Annotated in this window: 11 protein-coding genes; 7 read left to right on the top strand and 4 right to left on the bottom strand. The window is 56.1% G+C overall.

The annotated features are described in order from the left end of the window. Positions 1-30: 30 nt before the first annotated feature. Positions 31-1,905 (bottom strand): LTA synthase family protein, encoded by a 1,875-nt coding sequence (locus IDH41_RS06795; RefSeq protein WP_317890686.1) that lies wholly within the window; start codon positions 1,903-1,905, stop codon positions 31-33. A gap of 312 nt (positions 1,906-2,217) precedes the next feature. On the opposite strand from IDH41_RS06795, the gene IDH41_RS06800 reads away from it, so the two are divergent. Continuing rightward, the gene (locus tag IDH41_RS06800) at positions 2,218-3,186 is read left to right on the top strand and encodes a M15 family metallopeptidase (protein ID WP_223829500.1); all 969 of its coding nucleotides are present in this window, start codon (positions 2,218-2,220) and stop codon (positions 3,184-3,186) included. 81 nt (positions 3,187-3,267) lie between these two features. Here the strand turns inward: IDH41_RS06800 and IDH41_RS06805 are convergent, their stop codons facing one another. Then, complete coding sequence (locus IDH41_RS06805; protein ID WP_190859450.1) at positions 3,268-3,423, bottom strand: DUF1540 domain-containing protein; 156 nt, start codon at positions 3,421-3,423, stop codon at positions 3,268-3,270. A gap of 80 nt (positions 3,424-3,503) precedes the next feature. On the opposite strand from IDH41_RS06805, the gene IDH41_RS06810 reads away from it, so the two are divergent. Continuing rightward, positions 3,504-4,466: a nucleoside hydrolase gene (locus IDH41_RS06810; protein ID WP_190859521.1), complete on the top strand. Its 963-nt coding sequence runs from the start codon at positions 3,504-3,506 to the stop codon at positions 4,464-4,466. 49 nt (positions 4,467-4,515) lie between these two features. Here the strand turns inward: IDH41_RS06810 and IDH41_RS06815 are convergent, their stop codons facing one another. After that, a complete protein-coding gene (locus tag IDH41_RS06815; protein ID WP_317890687.1) occupies positions 4,516-7,650 on the bottom strand; it encodes a glycoside hydrolase family 9 protein in 3,135 nt (1,044 codons plus the stop codon). A 303-nt stretch (positions 7,651-7,953) separates the two neighbouring features. After that, complete coding sequence (locus IDH41_RS06820) at positions 7,954-9,270, bottom strand: deoxyguanosinetriphosphate triphosphohydrolase family protein (RefSeq protein WP_190859523.1); 1,317 nt, start codon at positions 9,268-9,270, stop codon at positions 7,954-7,956. Between the two features lie 250 nt (positions 9,271-9,520). Here IDH41_RS06820 and cls point away from each other — a divergent pair, with 250 nt between their 5' ends. From cls to IDH41_RS06845, 5 genes are all read left to right on the top strand, one after another. Next, positions 9,521-10,969, top strand: a complete 1,449-nt coding sequence (gene cls, locus IDH41_RS06825) for a cardiolipin synthase (protein WP_190859452.1) — start codon at positions 9,521-9,523, stop codon at positions 10,967-10,969. A 443-nt stretch (positions 10,970-11,412) separates the two neighbouring features. Then, the gene (locus tag IDH41_RS06830; RefSeq protein WP_223829501.1) at positions 11,413-11,763 is read left to right on the top strand and encodes a winged helix-turn-helix transcriptional regulator; all 351 of its coding nucleotides are present in this window, start codon (positions 11,413-11,415) and stop codon (positions 11,761-11,763) included. Positions 11,764-11,876: 113 nt separating this feature from the next. Continuing rightward, complete coding sequence (locus IDH41_RS06835) at positions 11,877-12,269, top strand: Fur family transcriptional regulator (protein WP_190859454.1); 393 nt, start codon at positions 11,877-11,879, stop codon at positions 12,267-12,269. After that, positions 12,248-13,084 (top strand): winged helix-turn-helix transcriptional regulator, encoded by an 837-nt coding sequence (locus tag IDH41_RS06840; RefSeq protein ID WP_190859456.1) that lies wholly within the window; start codon positions 12,248-12,250, stop codon positions 13,082-13,084. The genes IDH41_RS06835 and IDH41_RS06840 overlap by 22 nt, the downstream gene beginning before the upstream one ends. A 189-nt stretch (positions 13,085-13,273) precedes the next feature. Beyond that, entirely contained in the window at positions 13,274-14,728 is a 1,455-nt protein-coding gene (locus IDH41_RS06845) for a catalase (protein WP_317890688.1), read from the top strand. Positions 14,729-14,918 lie beyond the last annotated feature (190 nt).

Genomic DNA, 14,918 nt, shown 5'->3' on the forward strand with positions numbered 1-14,918 from the left:
CAAACGGTTGCCGCATCGGGTGAGCCTTCTTTACTCTTCTTTCTCCTCTTTCTTCCAGCTAGGCAGCTGGCTGACGTAGCTGTCGGACAGATTCAGAAGCTCCAGCGCGCGCTGGTACTCGTCCTCGGTCGCTTCCTGCTCCGTTACGCCGTCGCCGGCGAGCGAATAATGCTTGCCGTCCTCGAAGCCGCTGCCGGACATGAACAGCTCCTTGCTGCTTAAGAACGAACCGGAAGGCAAATAATAACGCTGAGGCAGCACATTGTACGTCTGGTTGAACAAATCCTGGCCGAAATGGATATGATCCTCGAGCGAGATGCCGAGCAGGTTGGCGATTGTCGGAAGCAGGTCGACTTGTCCGCCCAGCTGGTCGAATACTTTCGGCTCCGTCAGGCCGGCAGACGCCACGACGAGCGGAATGTTGATCATATCGGTGTAGCCGTATTCCCGGCCGTATATTTCGGCCATCAGCTCCTTGTCCTCGCGGTCCAGGGAGTAGATCGGCAGGCCGAGATGGTCGCCGTACAGCAGAATCAAGCTGTCGTCCCAGATACCGCGCGCCTTTAGATCTTCGATGAACACGCCGAGCGCGTAGTCCGCATAGTTCTGGGAGCGGATGTAATCGCCGACGAAGGTGTCTTCGTAACGCTCCGGCAGTGTCATCTTGTATTTATTCTCCGGAATCGTGAACGGATGATGCGCCGTCATCGAAATAACGTGCGAATAGAACGGCTTGCCGGACTTGTGCATGCGGTCGAGCTCCTCCGCCGTCTTGGCGTACAGCCGCTCGTCCGAGGAACCGAAAAATATCGTATCGTCCGTGCCGAAAAACTTCTGATCGTAATAACGGTCGAAGCCGAGCCCCTTGTACAGCTCGCCGCGGTTCCAGAACTCGACGACGTTCGTATGGAAGGTCGTCGTGTCGTAGCCGTGCGCACTGAGCAGCTTCGGCAAGCTTGGCAGCTCCTTGTCCGCGTATTCCATCGTGGCCGCGCCGCGCGGCGGGATGTAGAACGACGTATTGACGACGAATTCCGCGTCGGACGTATTGCCTTGGCCGACCTGCTGGTAGAAGTGCTTGAAATAGTAGTTTTCGTTGACGAGCTTATTGATGTTCGGCGTAATTTCCTGCCCGTCGATTTTCAGGTTGACGAGGAAGTTTTGGAACGACTCCATCTGCAGGATGATGACGTTCTTCCCGGCCGCCTTCTGCCACAATTGAGGCTCGGCGGGCCGCTCGATCTTTTTGACCGAGTCGATTTTGTCCTGCGTGATCTGGTTCGGATCGACGTAGTCCACTTCTTTCTTGGAGAAGATCATGTACGCCTCGTAGTTGAGAATGCCCATTTGCTCCGCTTTGACGATCTCGTTCATGCTGGCGCGGTTCGGCAAAATGTTGAACAGGCACAGGGCGACCGATACGCTGAACAGCGCGACGACCAGCCGCTTGCTCTCTTTCTTCGAGCCTTCCTTCTTCCAATTAAGAGCTTTCTTCGGCCGGAACAAAATAACGGCCATAATAATAATGTCGAGGAAGATAAGCAGGTAATACGGGTCCATGAGCGAGAACACGCTGTTCTTGACCGCGGTTACCTGATTCACCTGCTGCAGCGCCAAATAGGTTACGATGACGCCGTAGTACTTATAATACATAATGACGGCGAACAGAATCAGCGTCATGACCAGATTGGCTATCAAATAGCATAGCAGCTTGCGCTTGGAAGCGAACCACTCTATCAAACAATATACGATGAGAACGAACGGAATTTCTTTCAGAATAGTTGTCCAGGAAAACCCGTCCTCGAATATGACCATCCACGCCAAATAGCTCTTAAGCAGCATGATGAACGAGAAGAACAGGATCGGCCTGGTGCCGAGCAGTCGTTTGGGAGTTAGGAACGTCACATGATCGCCTTCCTTTCACAGCAAAAACAGGCCGTCTAGTAGAGCCAGCCAGCCCGCCTGAAGTAATATATACGTACGCTGAAGTCATATCCATTATGCTCCGAATTGCAGGCCGTTGTCAAAAGGCAAAAGGCACCTTCAGGACCAGCGGGGCGGTAACGCCGGTTTATTAGAATTATAAACTTTGGCGTCCCGATTGAAACATTGCGGCGGTTTTAGTAGTCTATTAATTAGTCCGATTTTGAGGGACGCCTGGCCTAGACCATAATCATGACATGAAATATATGTAAATACAATAGGTGGAGGACTCCCATGAAAAAAAGAAGAAGAAGGTTTCTGCTATTCGTTATGGTGTGCGCGGCGATGGTGATCGGTTACGCCGTCGTGCAATCGAGCGGTTCGGAGACGATTCCGCCCAAGCAGTCGGCGGCGGATGGCGGAAGTAGCGCAACCGGCGGAGAGACGCAGGGCGAGCTGGGCTCGGGCGCCGCGGAGGAGGCTGCCGGAGGGAACGCGGGCGGCGAAGCGCCGGCCGGCGGATCCGAAGGGGACGAGCAGGCGGAAGCGCCGACGAACGGCGGCGAAGCCGGAAAGCCGGCGGACGAGCCTTCTTCGGGCGAAGGACAAGGACAAGGACAAGGACAAGGACAAGGGCAACCCTCCACCGGTACGACGGAGGACGGCATCGCCGTCATCGCGGAGCCCGCGAGCATCGGCGTGCTGGTCAACAAGCAGAATAAGCTGCCGGAGGATTACAATCCGACGGATTTGGTCTACCCGGACGTCCGGTTTATCTTCTCGGAGAAGACCGAGAAGCGCATGCTGCGCAAGGAAGCGGCGACCGCGCTGGAGAAAATGTTCGAATCAGCGGAAGGGGACGGCATTCTGCTTGCCGGCGTATCGGCGTACCGTTCCCACAGCACGCAGAAGTCGCTGTTCGAGCGTTACGTCAAGCGGGACGGCCTGGTGAAAGCGAGAACGTACAGCGCATATCCCGGCACGAGCGAGCATGAGACGGGGCTCGCCATCGACGTCTCCGGCAGCGACGGCAAGTGCGCGGCGGACGACTGCTTCGCGGATACGGACGAGGCGGAATGGCTGGCTTCGCACGCGCATGAGTACGGCTTTATCATTCGTTACCCGGATGGCAAAGAGGACATTACGGGCTACCAATACGAGCCATGGCATATCCGGTATGTAGGCGAGGAGCTGGCCTCGGAGCTCGCGGAGAGCGGCGAGACGCTCGAAGAGTATTACGACGCCGTTCCGGTTGCAAAATAAGACAAGCCATAGGGCAGCGCAAGCCAATTTAGATCGGTTCGGCGAAAAGCTTGCGCTGCTTTCTATTGGTGAAGCCTTTCGTTACAGCTTTGGTTCGAACGTTTTGCAATCCGTCTCCTCGGAGTTGCTCGCTTGCTTGCCGCGGTTGCTCACGACATAGATGGAGGTAGCGGCGCAGAGATTGCCAGCCGCCCAGTATTTGCAGGAATTCACTTCGCACAATACGTCTTTAGCCATTGGTTTCTCACCTCCTTGGCTTTAGGATAGACAATCGATATATCGTTTTATACTTACGAAGGGATGGGTTAGCCGTGTCCATGAAGCTTTATTTTAATCACGATGCGGGCGTCGACGATCTCGTGTCGTTGTTTCTGCTGCTGCAAATGGACGACGTGGAGCTGATCGGCGTATCCGTTATTCCCGCCGACGGTTATTTGGAGCCCGGCGTCAATGCCAGCCGGAAAATTATCGACCGGTTCGGAAAGCCGGCGAGTCATGCGAATGTCGAGGTGGCGAGGTCGAACTCCAGGGGGCGCAACCCGTTCCCCGCGGAGTGGCGGATGCATACCTTCTTCGTCGACGCGCTGCCGATCCTGAACGAGTCGGGGACGATGCTGACCAAGGAAGCCAAGATCCCTGCACACCGGCATATGATCGAGCGGATTCGGGAGTCGGACCGGAAGGTGACGCTGCTCTTTACGGGCCCGCTGACCGATCTGGCGCGCGCGCTCGACGAGGCGCCGGATATCGAGGCGAACATCGAGCGGCTTGTGTGGATGGGAGGCACGTTCCGGGACGTAGGCAACGTGCTGGAGCCTGAGCACGACGGCACGGCGGAATGGAACGCGTTCTGGGATCCGGAAGCGGCGGCGCGCGTATGGGAGAGCGGCATCCCGATTCTGCTGGTCGCGCTGGAGAGCACGAACAAAGTGCCGCTCACGCCGAAGATTCGCGCCCGCTGGGCATTGCTGCGCAGGCATGTCGGCCTCGACTTCGTCGGCCAATGCTACGCGGCATGTCCGCCTCTCGTTTACATGGAGACGAATTCGACCTATTATTTGTGGGACGTGCTGACGACGGCCGTCGTCGGCAATCCCGGTCTCGTCGAGACGCGGACCGTGCGGAGCGCCGTCATCAAGGACGGCCCGAGCCAGGGGCGCACGGTCGAGACGGAGGGCGGAAGGCCCGTCAGTCTCGTGCACGACGTCGACCCGGACCGTTTCTTCGACTATATAACGGACTTGGCCGCTGGCGCGGATTCGAATGCGGGGAGCGATTAAAAAAACCGGCCGGGACGTTTCGTCCCGGCCGATCTTCCCCGCGATAAATCTATTCGTCCTGGGCATAGCCCCGATAACCGGCCGCGAATGTTCCGAATCCGTCCGGTTTAAATTCGACTCTGCCCGTGGCGTCATTATACTTCGAGCTGCTTACAGCTTCGATGTTGCCGGCGTCGTCGATCTCCCAGACTGCAACTTTGCTCGGTTTGTCTTCCGGCTTGAGCGTATAAGCGATTTCCCCTCTAACGTCGCTGCTTTTGACCGCCGAGAGTTGTTTTCCGTCCACGCTCATGTTGAAATCGTATGCGGAACTACCGGCGATACCCGCCGGGATCGCGGATGCATCGACTTTGGCAATCGACAGCTGCATGGTGTCCGCCGCTTTCATCTTGTTGTTCGAAAGAATCTTCGAATTGACGGTGACGGCTGCCGCTCCGATGTCCAGCTTGATGTTGCGCACTTCGATATCGCGCGCCGTTACGATCGGCTGTACAGGCAGAAGCAGATTGACCTTGCCGGCGTTATCGGCCGTTTTCACTTTGACGGTAACCGTCTGGCCGGCTGCGCTGCGAATAGCCGATTTAAGCGTCGCCGTATTGACCTTCACATTTACCGTGCCGCTGTTGTCCGCGGACGCATCGATTTTGATCGTGCCTTTGTTTACCGCTGCTGCTGTGACCGTCACGACTGCCGCGGCGGTTTGGCCGCCCTCGACCGCTGTAGCCGTAATTCGGGCCGTGCCCGGCGCTGCCGCCTTAACGTCACCGTTCGCATCAACCGTTGCAACCGCCTCGTTGTCGGACGACCACGATACCGCCCGGTTATCGGCATTCGCCGGCGTTACCGACGCCGCCAGCTTGGTGCTCGTTCCCGCTGTGAGTGCAACTTCACTTTTATCCAGGCTTACACCGGTTACCGCTTGGTCGCTTAAGATCGCCGTCAGGAAGATTAACGGAGAGTTGTAGTTTAGCGCTTGTTCGTTCGTTTCCCAGTCTACCGTCGACTCATTATAGGCTTTTGCCGGGAATTTCGCACGCCAATTGTTCGGACCGCCAACCATGTAGCCTGGCGGCGTTTCGACGATGAAGTCACTCATGTAAATCGTGTGGTGCGTCTTGTGAATACGGTGCTCGCCTTCACCGGTAATGTAACTCAACTGCAGAGGGTTAATGCCAAGCAAGTAGTTGAGGTTGCTCTGTGCGAGTTTTTTCACCGTTTGAGCATCGTATTGGTCTGTAAGCCGGCTCCCGATCGCCAAACTCATCGGAACGCTGGCTACGTTCGAATTGGCACCCCAGTAAAACCCTTCATTTGTAGAATTGCCCCATACTGCGCCCATCGTCGTTTCAATGACCTTATTCTTCCAGTTCGTAAACTTCGTCGTGAACCACGACTTTACGGCAGCATCGGGAGCACTTGCGCTCAAGTAATGATAGAAGCCGATCATCTCCATACCGTTAATGCCGTGGGAGAAGGTCTCATTCGAAAAAATAGTTTCAAAAGCCGTATAGTTCGCCTTCACGTAATCGCCGTACTGCGCTTCGCCGGTTGCTCTATACAACGCTGCAGCTGCGTAGAAGCGATCGTTTTGGTCAACGTTATCATTGTACGGTCCAGACGGTTGCTCGATGACCTGCGGATTGGCCGCCAGATACGTCCAGCCTTTCTTGGCTGATTCCAGCAGAACTTCGGCGTACGGCTGAAGTTCAGGTACACTTCTGAACACCACGGAAGCATGTGCAAGGATCCCTGCCGTATTCGCCGTCATCACTGTCGGGATCTGGGTGCCGTCTCCGTCCATAATGAATCGGTTCGGTGCAGGATCCCGATTCACATAAGAGTAGAAGCCGCCGTTTGCGTGCTGCATTTTCAACAAGAAGTCGGTTTCAAACTTAATTTCGTCCAGTAAATCCGGAATGCCGTTGCCGCTTTCCGGGATATTCAATTGTCCGTCGGTAAAGCGGTCAGGATAAAATTCATAAGCCCACAATAGATCGGACACGGCGGTTGCGCCTGCGGTAACGTATTTCCCTGTATCTCCGGCATCCCACCAACCGCCGGAAACATCCTTCGTAACAGACGGGTTTGATTGAAGCGGAAGGTTATTGTCTTGCTTATGCGCTCCAATGCGCTCGAATTCTCCGGCGTGAGCGGCCTCAAGGTCTACATTCGCTCTCTGGTAGTAAAAGAACTTCTGTACATCCTTAAGCAATCCGGCATATATACCGTTTCCAATCGTGAAGGGCACAGACGGTGCGGCTACGCCGCTAACCGTTACGTAGAAATCGCCCTCTTCGTTCAGCACTGTAAAGTCGGCTTTAAAAACTTTCTCCCCGGATAAAGAATCGTAAGCCTCCACAAGGGATAATGTGCCGGAATGCGCAATGCTGTTATCCGACTGACGCCTAACCTCAAAAGCAGTGCCGACATCGGCCGATAATTCATTGTAATACCCGCTGACCAATGCGTATTTTTCGCCGCCCAGCGGATAACCTACCTGATTGACTTTAATCGGAGCGGCGGAAACTTCCTTGTCCGGCGATACGATCTTCATGTTCGAGATCCAAAAGGTTATCGGCTCGCCGTCTACAGCGGACAACTTCAAAAGTTGAACCTGCTTCTTATCAAAAAGCTGGTTGCTGTCAAAAATCGTTTTGAGCGGTATCGATACGTGGGTCCATGTTTGGGTAACCGGAACATACGTGTTTATGTTGGCGGAGAGAGCGTCTTGTCTCGTCTCTTCCGGATTGCTGTCCTGGTCCTTATAAAATTGTCCGTCCACCATTCGTTCATGAACGACATCTTGAAAGCCAATAACGAAGCCTTCTCCCCCCGCTTGTCCGACAACATCGAATTCAAGCGTGCCGTTCTCGTAATAGGGCGAAAAGTCAATCGTCTGCCAGCCGTTTACGGTAAATTGACTTGCCCACCATTCTGTAGTGGAAATTCGGAATGCCTGCTGATTTAAGTAGGTTTCGCTTATCGTTTGGCTGCCGAAACCCCATCCGAACCCGTTGATCGTAATGTCGCGCAGCTTGTTCCAATCCGCACCCCCCGGCGGCAAATAAGGGTCTGCAGCACTTGCGGCCATACCGCCCGGTACAGCAGACATGACAGCGATTGCAATAAATAATACGATTGGAAGTAACCTCTTTCTCATGCTTTGGAACTTGATTGTGTACACATAGAGACCTCCCTGAATGATGATATTAAAGTGCTTTAATCGTTTATACGACACTAAAGAAAGCGCTCGCATATATAATAATTTATCCTCTTACTCTTTCATACCCCAACAATTAGAGATAGATTCATAGGAAAATTGTTTGTCCAAATATAAGAATTTATAAGTTTTGCACTTATAAAATTGCTTATATTTCATCGCAAAACGAGCTTATGCCGCCAAAAGACGGCGTCAGCCTTTTACACTTGAACCATAAAAAACCCGGCAGCCGCGCGATCTAATCGCGTGCGGCCGCCGGGCTTTTCTTTAGTCCATCTCGTAGATCGAGCCGGACTTGCTGGCATACAGCTCGGCGTACACCTTCTCGGCGTAAGCGTCGGTCATGCCCGAAATGTAGTCGGCCACGAAGCGCGGCCAGTTCCACTTGTTCCGGTGCAGCTCGAAATTTTCGATCCAATCCGGCGGAATGATCAGCCTGCCGTAATCCGGCACCTTGAAGCTGTCCCACAGCCGGCGGATCATGATCTCGCTTCGCATCTGCAGCCGCTGCACGCGGAAGTCCTTGATCAGCGTCACCCACGCGAGCTTCTTCAAAATTTCCATCGTCCGCAGCAGATCGATGTCCTGCTGGCCGTTGTTCACGAACGTAACCTTCTTCCAGCCGGTGGCCGGGTCGTCGATGATGCCGACCTTGCCGGCGAAGATGCTGACCCAGCGCGCTTTCATCTCGCGCCGCGTCCGGGACGGCTCGCGCTCGCAGCCCATATATAACGCTTCCCATTGCTCCAAATACTGCGCGAGCACCCGCTTCACCATCGCGGGAATGTCGACCTCTCCCCAGCCGACGCTCGTATTGCCCTTATCCTCGACGATCTCCTGCACAAGATGGTCGATCAGCCGGTTGTCCTCGAAGAAGGTCCGGTTCATCTGGATTTTGCCGGCGCGGATGCCGTCCTCGATATCATGCGTGGAGTAGGCGATATCGTCGCACAGGTCCATGAGCTGCGCCTCGAGCGTCGAGCAGCCGATCGGCATGCCCCACGCGCGGCGGAGCTGCTCGATCTCGCTCCACTCGGTCCGGTACACGCCCTTCAGCCGGCCCGGCTCGTCGAGGCCGAACGGGTATTTGTTGACGGCCAGCAGCACGGCCGCCGTCAGGTCGAGCCCGCTGCCGCTTCCGGCGCGCTTCTCCAGAAACATGAGGATGCGGAAATTTTGCGCGTTGCCCTCGTACGGGATGCCGTGCTCCTCCATCAGCAGCCGGTTCAGTACCTCCTCGCCTTTATGGCCGAACGGCGGGTGGCCGAGATCATGCGCCAGGGCGGCGATTTCCACGACCGCGGGGTCGAGCACGAGCCCGGGATGCTCCTTGCGGCTTAGAAAATCGTACTGCTTCCCCAGCCGGCGGGCGACCTCCCGCGCGATTTGCGATACCTCCAGCGAATGCGTGAGCCTTGTCCGGTAGTAATCGCCCGATCCGGCTCCGAATACTTGCGATTTGCCTTGCAACCGCCGAAAGGCGGGGGATTGGATCAGCCGGGCGTAATCCCTCTCGTATTCGTCGCGCTCCTCGCTAAACGTGCCGAGCGCCTTCTCGTCCAGCCGCAGCTTTCTAATGTCCATCTTCGTTCCTCCAATGCCTTCCCTGCGGGTCTGATTTATATCGTGAAACGGGCTTGCGCCGTTCGGGGACGGCGGCGTCCGTTTACGGTTCGCTCCAAGCGAACGGGCCGGCAGCTTGTGCCGCGCGGCGGCGCTTGCGGCGCCTTGTCCGTTTACGCTGAATTGTAGCATATTTTCAAGCTTGAACATACTTCGTCCATAGAGTATGATCGCATTAACTTCGACATACGACTGAGGTGCTCTTATACGAATGGCCATTATGCAGAACGCATACGCATTAATTACGCTCCTGAACATTTTTTTGGCGGTTACCGTCATCTTCCTCGAGAGGCGCAACGCCAGCACGACCTGGGCGTGGGTCATGGTCCTCTTCTTCATCCCGGTCATCGGGTTCATTCTGTATCTGATCTTGGGCCAAAAGATTCGCCGGCGAAAGCTGTATAAGCTGCTCGGCGACAGCCAGCGAATCATCGAGCATACGGTGGAGAGGCAGATGCGCCAGCTGCGGGACCGCGAACTCGCATTCAACGATCCGGCGATGCACGATTACCAGGACATGATCTACATGAATTTGCGCTCGAGCTACGCGGTGTTCACGAGCAACAACGCGGTCGAGATTTTTACCGAGGGCAACCAGAAGTTCGATGCGCTGCTGAAGGATATCGAAGAGGCGGAGCATCACATCCACCTCGTCTATTACATCGTCCGCGACGACGAGCTCGGTAGACGGCTCGTGAAGGCGCTGGCCGCCAAGGCGGAGCAGGGCGTCGAGGTCAAATTTTTGTACGATCATATCGGTAGCTCCAGCCTGCCCCGAAGATACTTTCGAAAGCTGCGGGAGGCCGGCGGCAAGGAGGCGGCGTTCTTCCCGTCCCGCATTCCGTACTTGAATTTGAAAATCAACTACCGCAATCACCGGAAGCTCGTCATTATCGACGGCAAGGCAGGCTATATCGGCGGCTTCAATATCGGGGACGAATATTTGGGGCTGAACGAGCATTTCGGCGAGTGGCGGGATACGCATCTGAAGGTTCGCGGCAACGCGGTGCTGCAGATGCAGGCGCAGTTCCTCATGGACTGGAACCTCGCCGCTTCCGGCAAAATCGAGCTCAGCGAGCAGTATTTTCCGATTATTAGAGACAATCCGGGCCCGATCGGCATGCAGCTGGTCGCGAGCGGACCCGATACGGAGTACCAGCAAATTAAAGATGCCTACATCAAAATGATTTACGCCGCCAAGCGGACGATCTGCCTGCAAACGCCGTATTTCGTGCCGGACGAGAGCCTGATGACGGCGCTGAAGATCGCGGCCCTGTCGGGCGTCGACGTCCGCATCATGCTGCCGAGCAAGCCGGATCACTTCTTCGTCTATTGGGCGACGCATTCGTATTTGGGGGAACTGCTGGCCGGCGGGGTGAAATGCTATTTGTACGAGAAGGGCTTCCTCCACGCGAAGACGCTCGTCATCGACGGCAAGATCGCATCGGTCGGAACGGCCAATCTCGATATTCGCAGCTTCAAGCTCAATTTCGAAATGAATGCGTTTATTTATGATACGCAGACGGCGGCGGAGCTGCAACGCATTTTTGAACAGGACGCGGTCTACTGCAGCCGTCTGACCGCCGAGCGCTACGCGGCGCGCCCGCTGATGAACCGCCTCAAGGAATCGGTATCGAGGCTGCTCAGTCCGATCCTTTGAACGGCATGAGAAAAGGGATTCCGCTTATCGACGATAACCGAAATCCCTTCACATACTTGTTAACCGGCTATTCAATTTATTCAAACGCTCCAATCCGCTTCTAAACGCTTAATTCTTGTATCCTTTCCGTAAGTATGCCGTATGATGCCGCCGACATTCGCAACATTCCGCCCCGGTTCCCGCATGTCCGATAAGCTTCTATACGGAACTCCTTTCCGAATTAGTGGGACACGCTTCGCTAACCTACTTCAATGGACTATCCCCTTTCGTTTGGTATAGGCTAAGTATACTCTTTTATTAGAATTTTGTAAATATTCAGATTATTCGTTTGATGAAAAAATTATGACGGTTCGACATCATCTTTTATCGAGAATTGACGGGGAAAGAGATGGAATCGATAATGGAAGTAAGACTTGTTTTTGTCATTGTAAGGAGGCGATCGCTTGCCCGAACAAGCGGAGAATAATGCCCTGAAGGAGACGCAGGGATCCAGCATCTGCGAAGTGCTGCTCATACTCGGAGCGAAGTGGGCCTTTCTCGTGCTCGACGAGCTGCTGGCCGGCCCGGCGCGTTTTAACCAGCTGAAGAAGAAAATAGCGATCATTAAGACGCAGTCCCTTACGGATACGCTCCGCCATTTGGAGAAGAACGGCCTCGTCCGCCGCCAGGTGTATCCGACGGTGCCCGTGACGGTGGAGTATTCGCTGACCGAGAAGGGAAGCGACTTCCAGACGGCGCTTAAGGAAATGGAGAAATGGGTGCAGAAATGGGGCGGCCGGGATAGCGAAGGTTAACCGGATATTCGCGCAAGAGGTCAAGCTTCATTCCCGCGGATGAGGTTGACCTATTTTTATTCTATATTTATACTTAGTCTAAAGTCATTTATATAAAAGAGGAATGATGCCAAGTGGCCAAAATTAACTTGACGGTTCAGCGCAAAGCGATCTACGAGGTGGTGCAGCATGCGCACGACCATCCGACGGCGGCTGACGTAATCGACCGGCTGCGGGATAAAGGGTTTAACTTCGCGTACGGGACGGTGTACAACTCGCTTCGCTATTTGACGGACGCCGGCTTGATCCGCGAGCTTAAGCTGGGCGAGGCGGTAAGCCGGTACGACGCCAGGACGGAGGAGCATCAGCACATCGTCTGCACGGGCTGCGGCAGGGTGGACGAGGTGATGGCGGAGTTGCCGAAGGGATGGCTGGAGCGGGTGGCAGGCGAGACGAACTATACGATCGAGCACGCGCAGGTCGTGCTGGAAGGGGTGTGCGAGTCATGCAAAGCGAAACGGTCTTAAACGGCGCGGCTTCTGAATTGATCGGCAACAAGCTCGATCTCCATGAGCCGGCGGGCTACGACGGCGCGGCGGAGGAGAGCGGCGGCATGCAGCTCTGCTCCTTGACCCAGCGGGTCATGATCATCAGCCCGATGCCCGAGCGGGTGAAGGGGCTGCTCGTCGCGCTGTCGGCGAAATGCTTCGACGTCTTCTCGCTCCACGATTTCAACCAAGGCATGCTGCAGAGTCTGCAGCCGGAGCTGCTCGTGTACGACGCGATTCCCGTCGCGCATCCGTCCGGAGGCAATACGCTGCAGGCCGGCGAGGAGCTGCTGCGGTCCGCCGGGGAGCACGGCGTTCCCGTCTTGCTCCTGACGGACCGGCCACCTAGCGATGCCCGCGAAAGCGCGTCGCTCGGGGCTGCGGAGCTGCTCGTATGGCCGGCGAAGCCCGAGGAGGCGCTGCAGCGGATCAACCGCATGCTGATGAACCGCCCGGCGCCGGCGCCGGGCGCGCCTTCGGACGACATTCGGGCGTTCAAGGATATCCGCATCGATCTGAAAAAAATGACGGTCGACCGCAGCGGCCAGCGGGTCGAGCTGACGAAGACCGAATACGACCTGCTGCTCCATTTCATTACGTCCGACGGCTCCGTGCTGACGCGCGAATCGCTGCTCGATACGGTATGGGGGCTGCAGTTCTACGGAGGCAGCAACCTCGTCGACGCCCATATCAAGAGCTTGCGCAAGAAGCTCAAGGACAGCGCGGTTTCGCCGAAATACATCGTCACCGTGCGCGGTTCCGGCTATCGGCTGGCGGATGAACGCGACCGGTAAAGGGTGCGGCGTCCGCACAGCGCTCCGCCGGCATTCGCCGTAAGTCAAGCGCTCAGCCTGTTGTGCTTCATGAAACATTCATGTTTCGTTCATGGGGTTTTCATGACGGTTGTCTGCCCATCCGGTATGATTGGTTTATAGAATTTAGATCAAGTCTAAATATATAATCTAATCATCGAGGTGCTGAACATGGAAAACATCCTAACGACGAATCAAGGCTCGCCGGTTGGCGATAATCAAAGCTCCCGCACGGCGGGGCAGCGCGGTCCCGCATTGTTGGAAGACTATCATCTGCTGGAGAAGCTGGCCCACTTCGACCGGGAGCGCATTCCCGAGCGGGTCGTGCATGCCCGGGGCGCGGGCGCGCATGGCGTGTTCCGGACGGAGGCGAGCATGAAGGAGCATACGAAGGCGCATTTCCTGCAGGAGGCGGGCACGGAAACGCCGGTGTTCGTCCGGTTCTCGACGGTTATCGGCGGAACGGGCTCGCCGGAGACGTCCCGCGATCCGCGCGGCTTCGCGGTTAAGTTTTATACGCGGGAAGGCAACTACGACATCGTGGGCAATCACCTGCCCGTCTTCTTCATCCGCGACGCGATGAAGTTCCCGGACATGGTCCATTCGCTGAAGCCGGCGCCGCATACGAATTTGCAGGATCCGGCCAGATACTGGGACTTCATGACGCTGAGTCCGGAATCGACGCATATGCTGACCTGGCTGTTCTCCGACGACGGCACGCCGGCGAACTACCGCGAAATGGACGGCTTCGGCGTGCACGCCTTCAAATGGAGCAATGCGGAAGGCAAGCAGACCTACGTGAAATACCACTGGAAGTCGCTTCAGGGCGTGCGCAATTTTACAGCCGAGGAGGCGGGCGAGATGCAGGGCAATGATTTCAACCACGCGACTCGCGATCTATACGATGCGATCGAGCTCGGCGACTTCCCGCAATGGGCGCTGCATGTTCAGCTGATGCCGATCGAGCATGTCGACCGTTACGCGTTCGATCCGCTTGATCCGACGAAGGTGTGGCCGGAGGATATGTACCCGCTGCACAAGGCCGGCACGATGACGCTGAACCGCAATCCGGTCAACTACTTCGCCGAGGTCGAGCAGTCGGCATTCTCGCCAAGCGCGCTCGTGCCGGGCATCGAGCCTTCCGAGGACAAGCTGCTTCAGGGCCGCCTGTTCTCGTACCCGGACACACAGCGGTATCGCCTCGGCGCCAACTACCTGCACATTCCGGTAAACTGCCCGTACGCGCCCGTTCGCAACCATCAGCGGGACGGCGCCATGACGATGAAGACCGATCCGTCCCCCGTGAACTACGAGCCGAACAGCTCGTCCGAAAGCCCGAAGGAAGCTCCGGAATATGCCGATTCCCATGTGCCTCTACAAGGGACGGCCGGCCGCCGCAAAATCGACAAAACCGACGATTTCACGCAGGCCGGCGAGCGTTACCGTTCATTGTCCGAGCGGCAGCGGGCGAATTTGATCGCCAACGTCGCCCGCGAGCTGAAGCAGACGAACGACGACATCAGGCTGCGCGCCATATGCAACTTCTTCCGCGCCGACCGCGAGTTCGGCATGAAGCTGTCGGATGCGCTGGGCGTCGATATCCGCCAATATATCCCTCAGGGTTAACATAGACGAACAAGCCCTCCGCACGGTAATTTTTGATCGTGCGGAGGGCCTGTTTTTTGGTATGGCAGGGGAGCTTGGCTTGTTGGATGCTCCGTTTGTTCTCTCGGCTCGTGCATGTGCGTCGAAATTGTGCTTCTTGTTCGCCTCAAGACACTCCAGAAGTTTGCGTTCGAGGGACAGTGAGGCAACC

It is taken from the genome of Paenibacillus arenilitoris (assembly GCF_014705655.1).
Classification (GTDB): domain Bacteria; phylum Bacillota; class Bacilli; order Paenibacillales; family Paenibacillaceae; genus Pristimantibacillus; species Pristimantibacillus arenilitoris.

Coding starts and splice junctions, on each gene's coding strand:
- cls (WP_190859452.1), top strand. CDS start 9,521: ATGGCCATTATGCAGAACGCATACGCATTAATTACGCTCCTGAACATT.
- IDH41_RS06800 (WP_223829500.1), top strand. CDS start 2,218: ATGAAAAAAAGAAGAAGAAGGTTTCTGCTATTCGTTATGGTGTGCGCG.
- IDH41_RS06845 (WP_317890688.1), top strand. CDS start 13,274: ATGGAAAACATCCTAACGACGAATCAAGGCTCGCCGGTTGGCGATAAT.
- IDH41_RS06820 (WP_190859523.1), bottom strand. CDS start 9,270: ATGGACATTAGAAAGCTGCGGCTGGACGAGAAGGCGCTCGGCACGTTT.
- IDH41_RS06805 (WP_190859450.1), bottom strand. CDS start 3,423: ATGGCTAAAGACGTATTGTGCGAAGTGAATTCCTGCAAATACTGGGCG.
- IDH41_RS06810 (WP_190859521.1), top strand. CDS start 3,504: ATGAAGCTTTATTTTAATCACGATGCGGGCGTCGACGATCTCGTGTCG.
- IDH41_RS06840 (WP_190859456.1), top strand. CDS start 12,248: ATGCAAAGCGAAACGGTCTTAAACGGCGCGGCTTCTGAATTGATCGGC.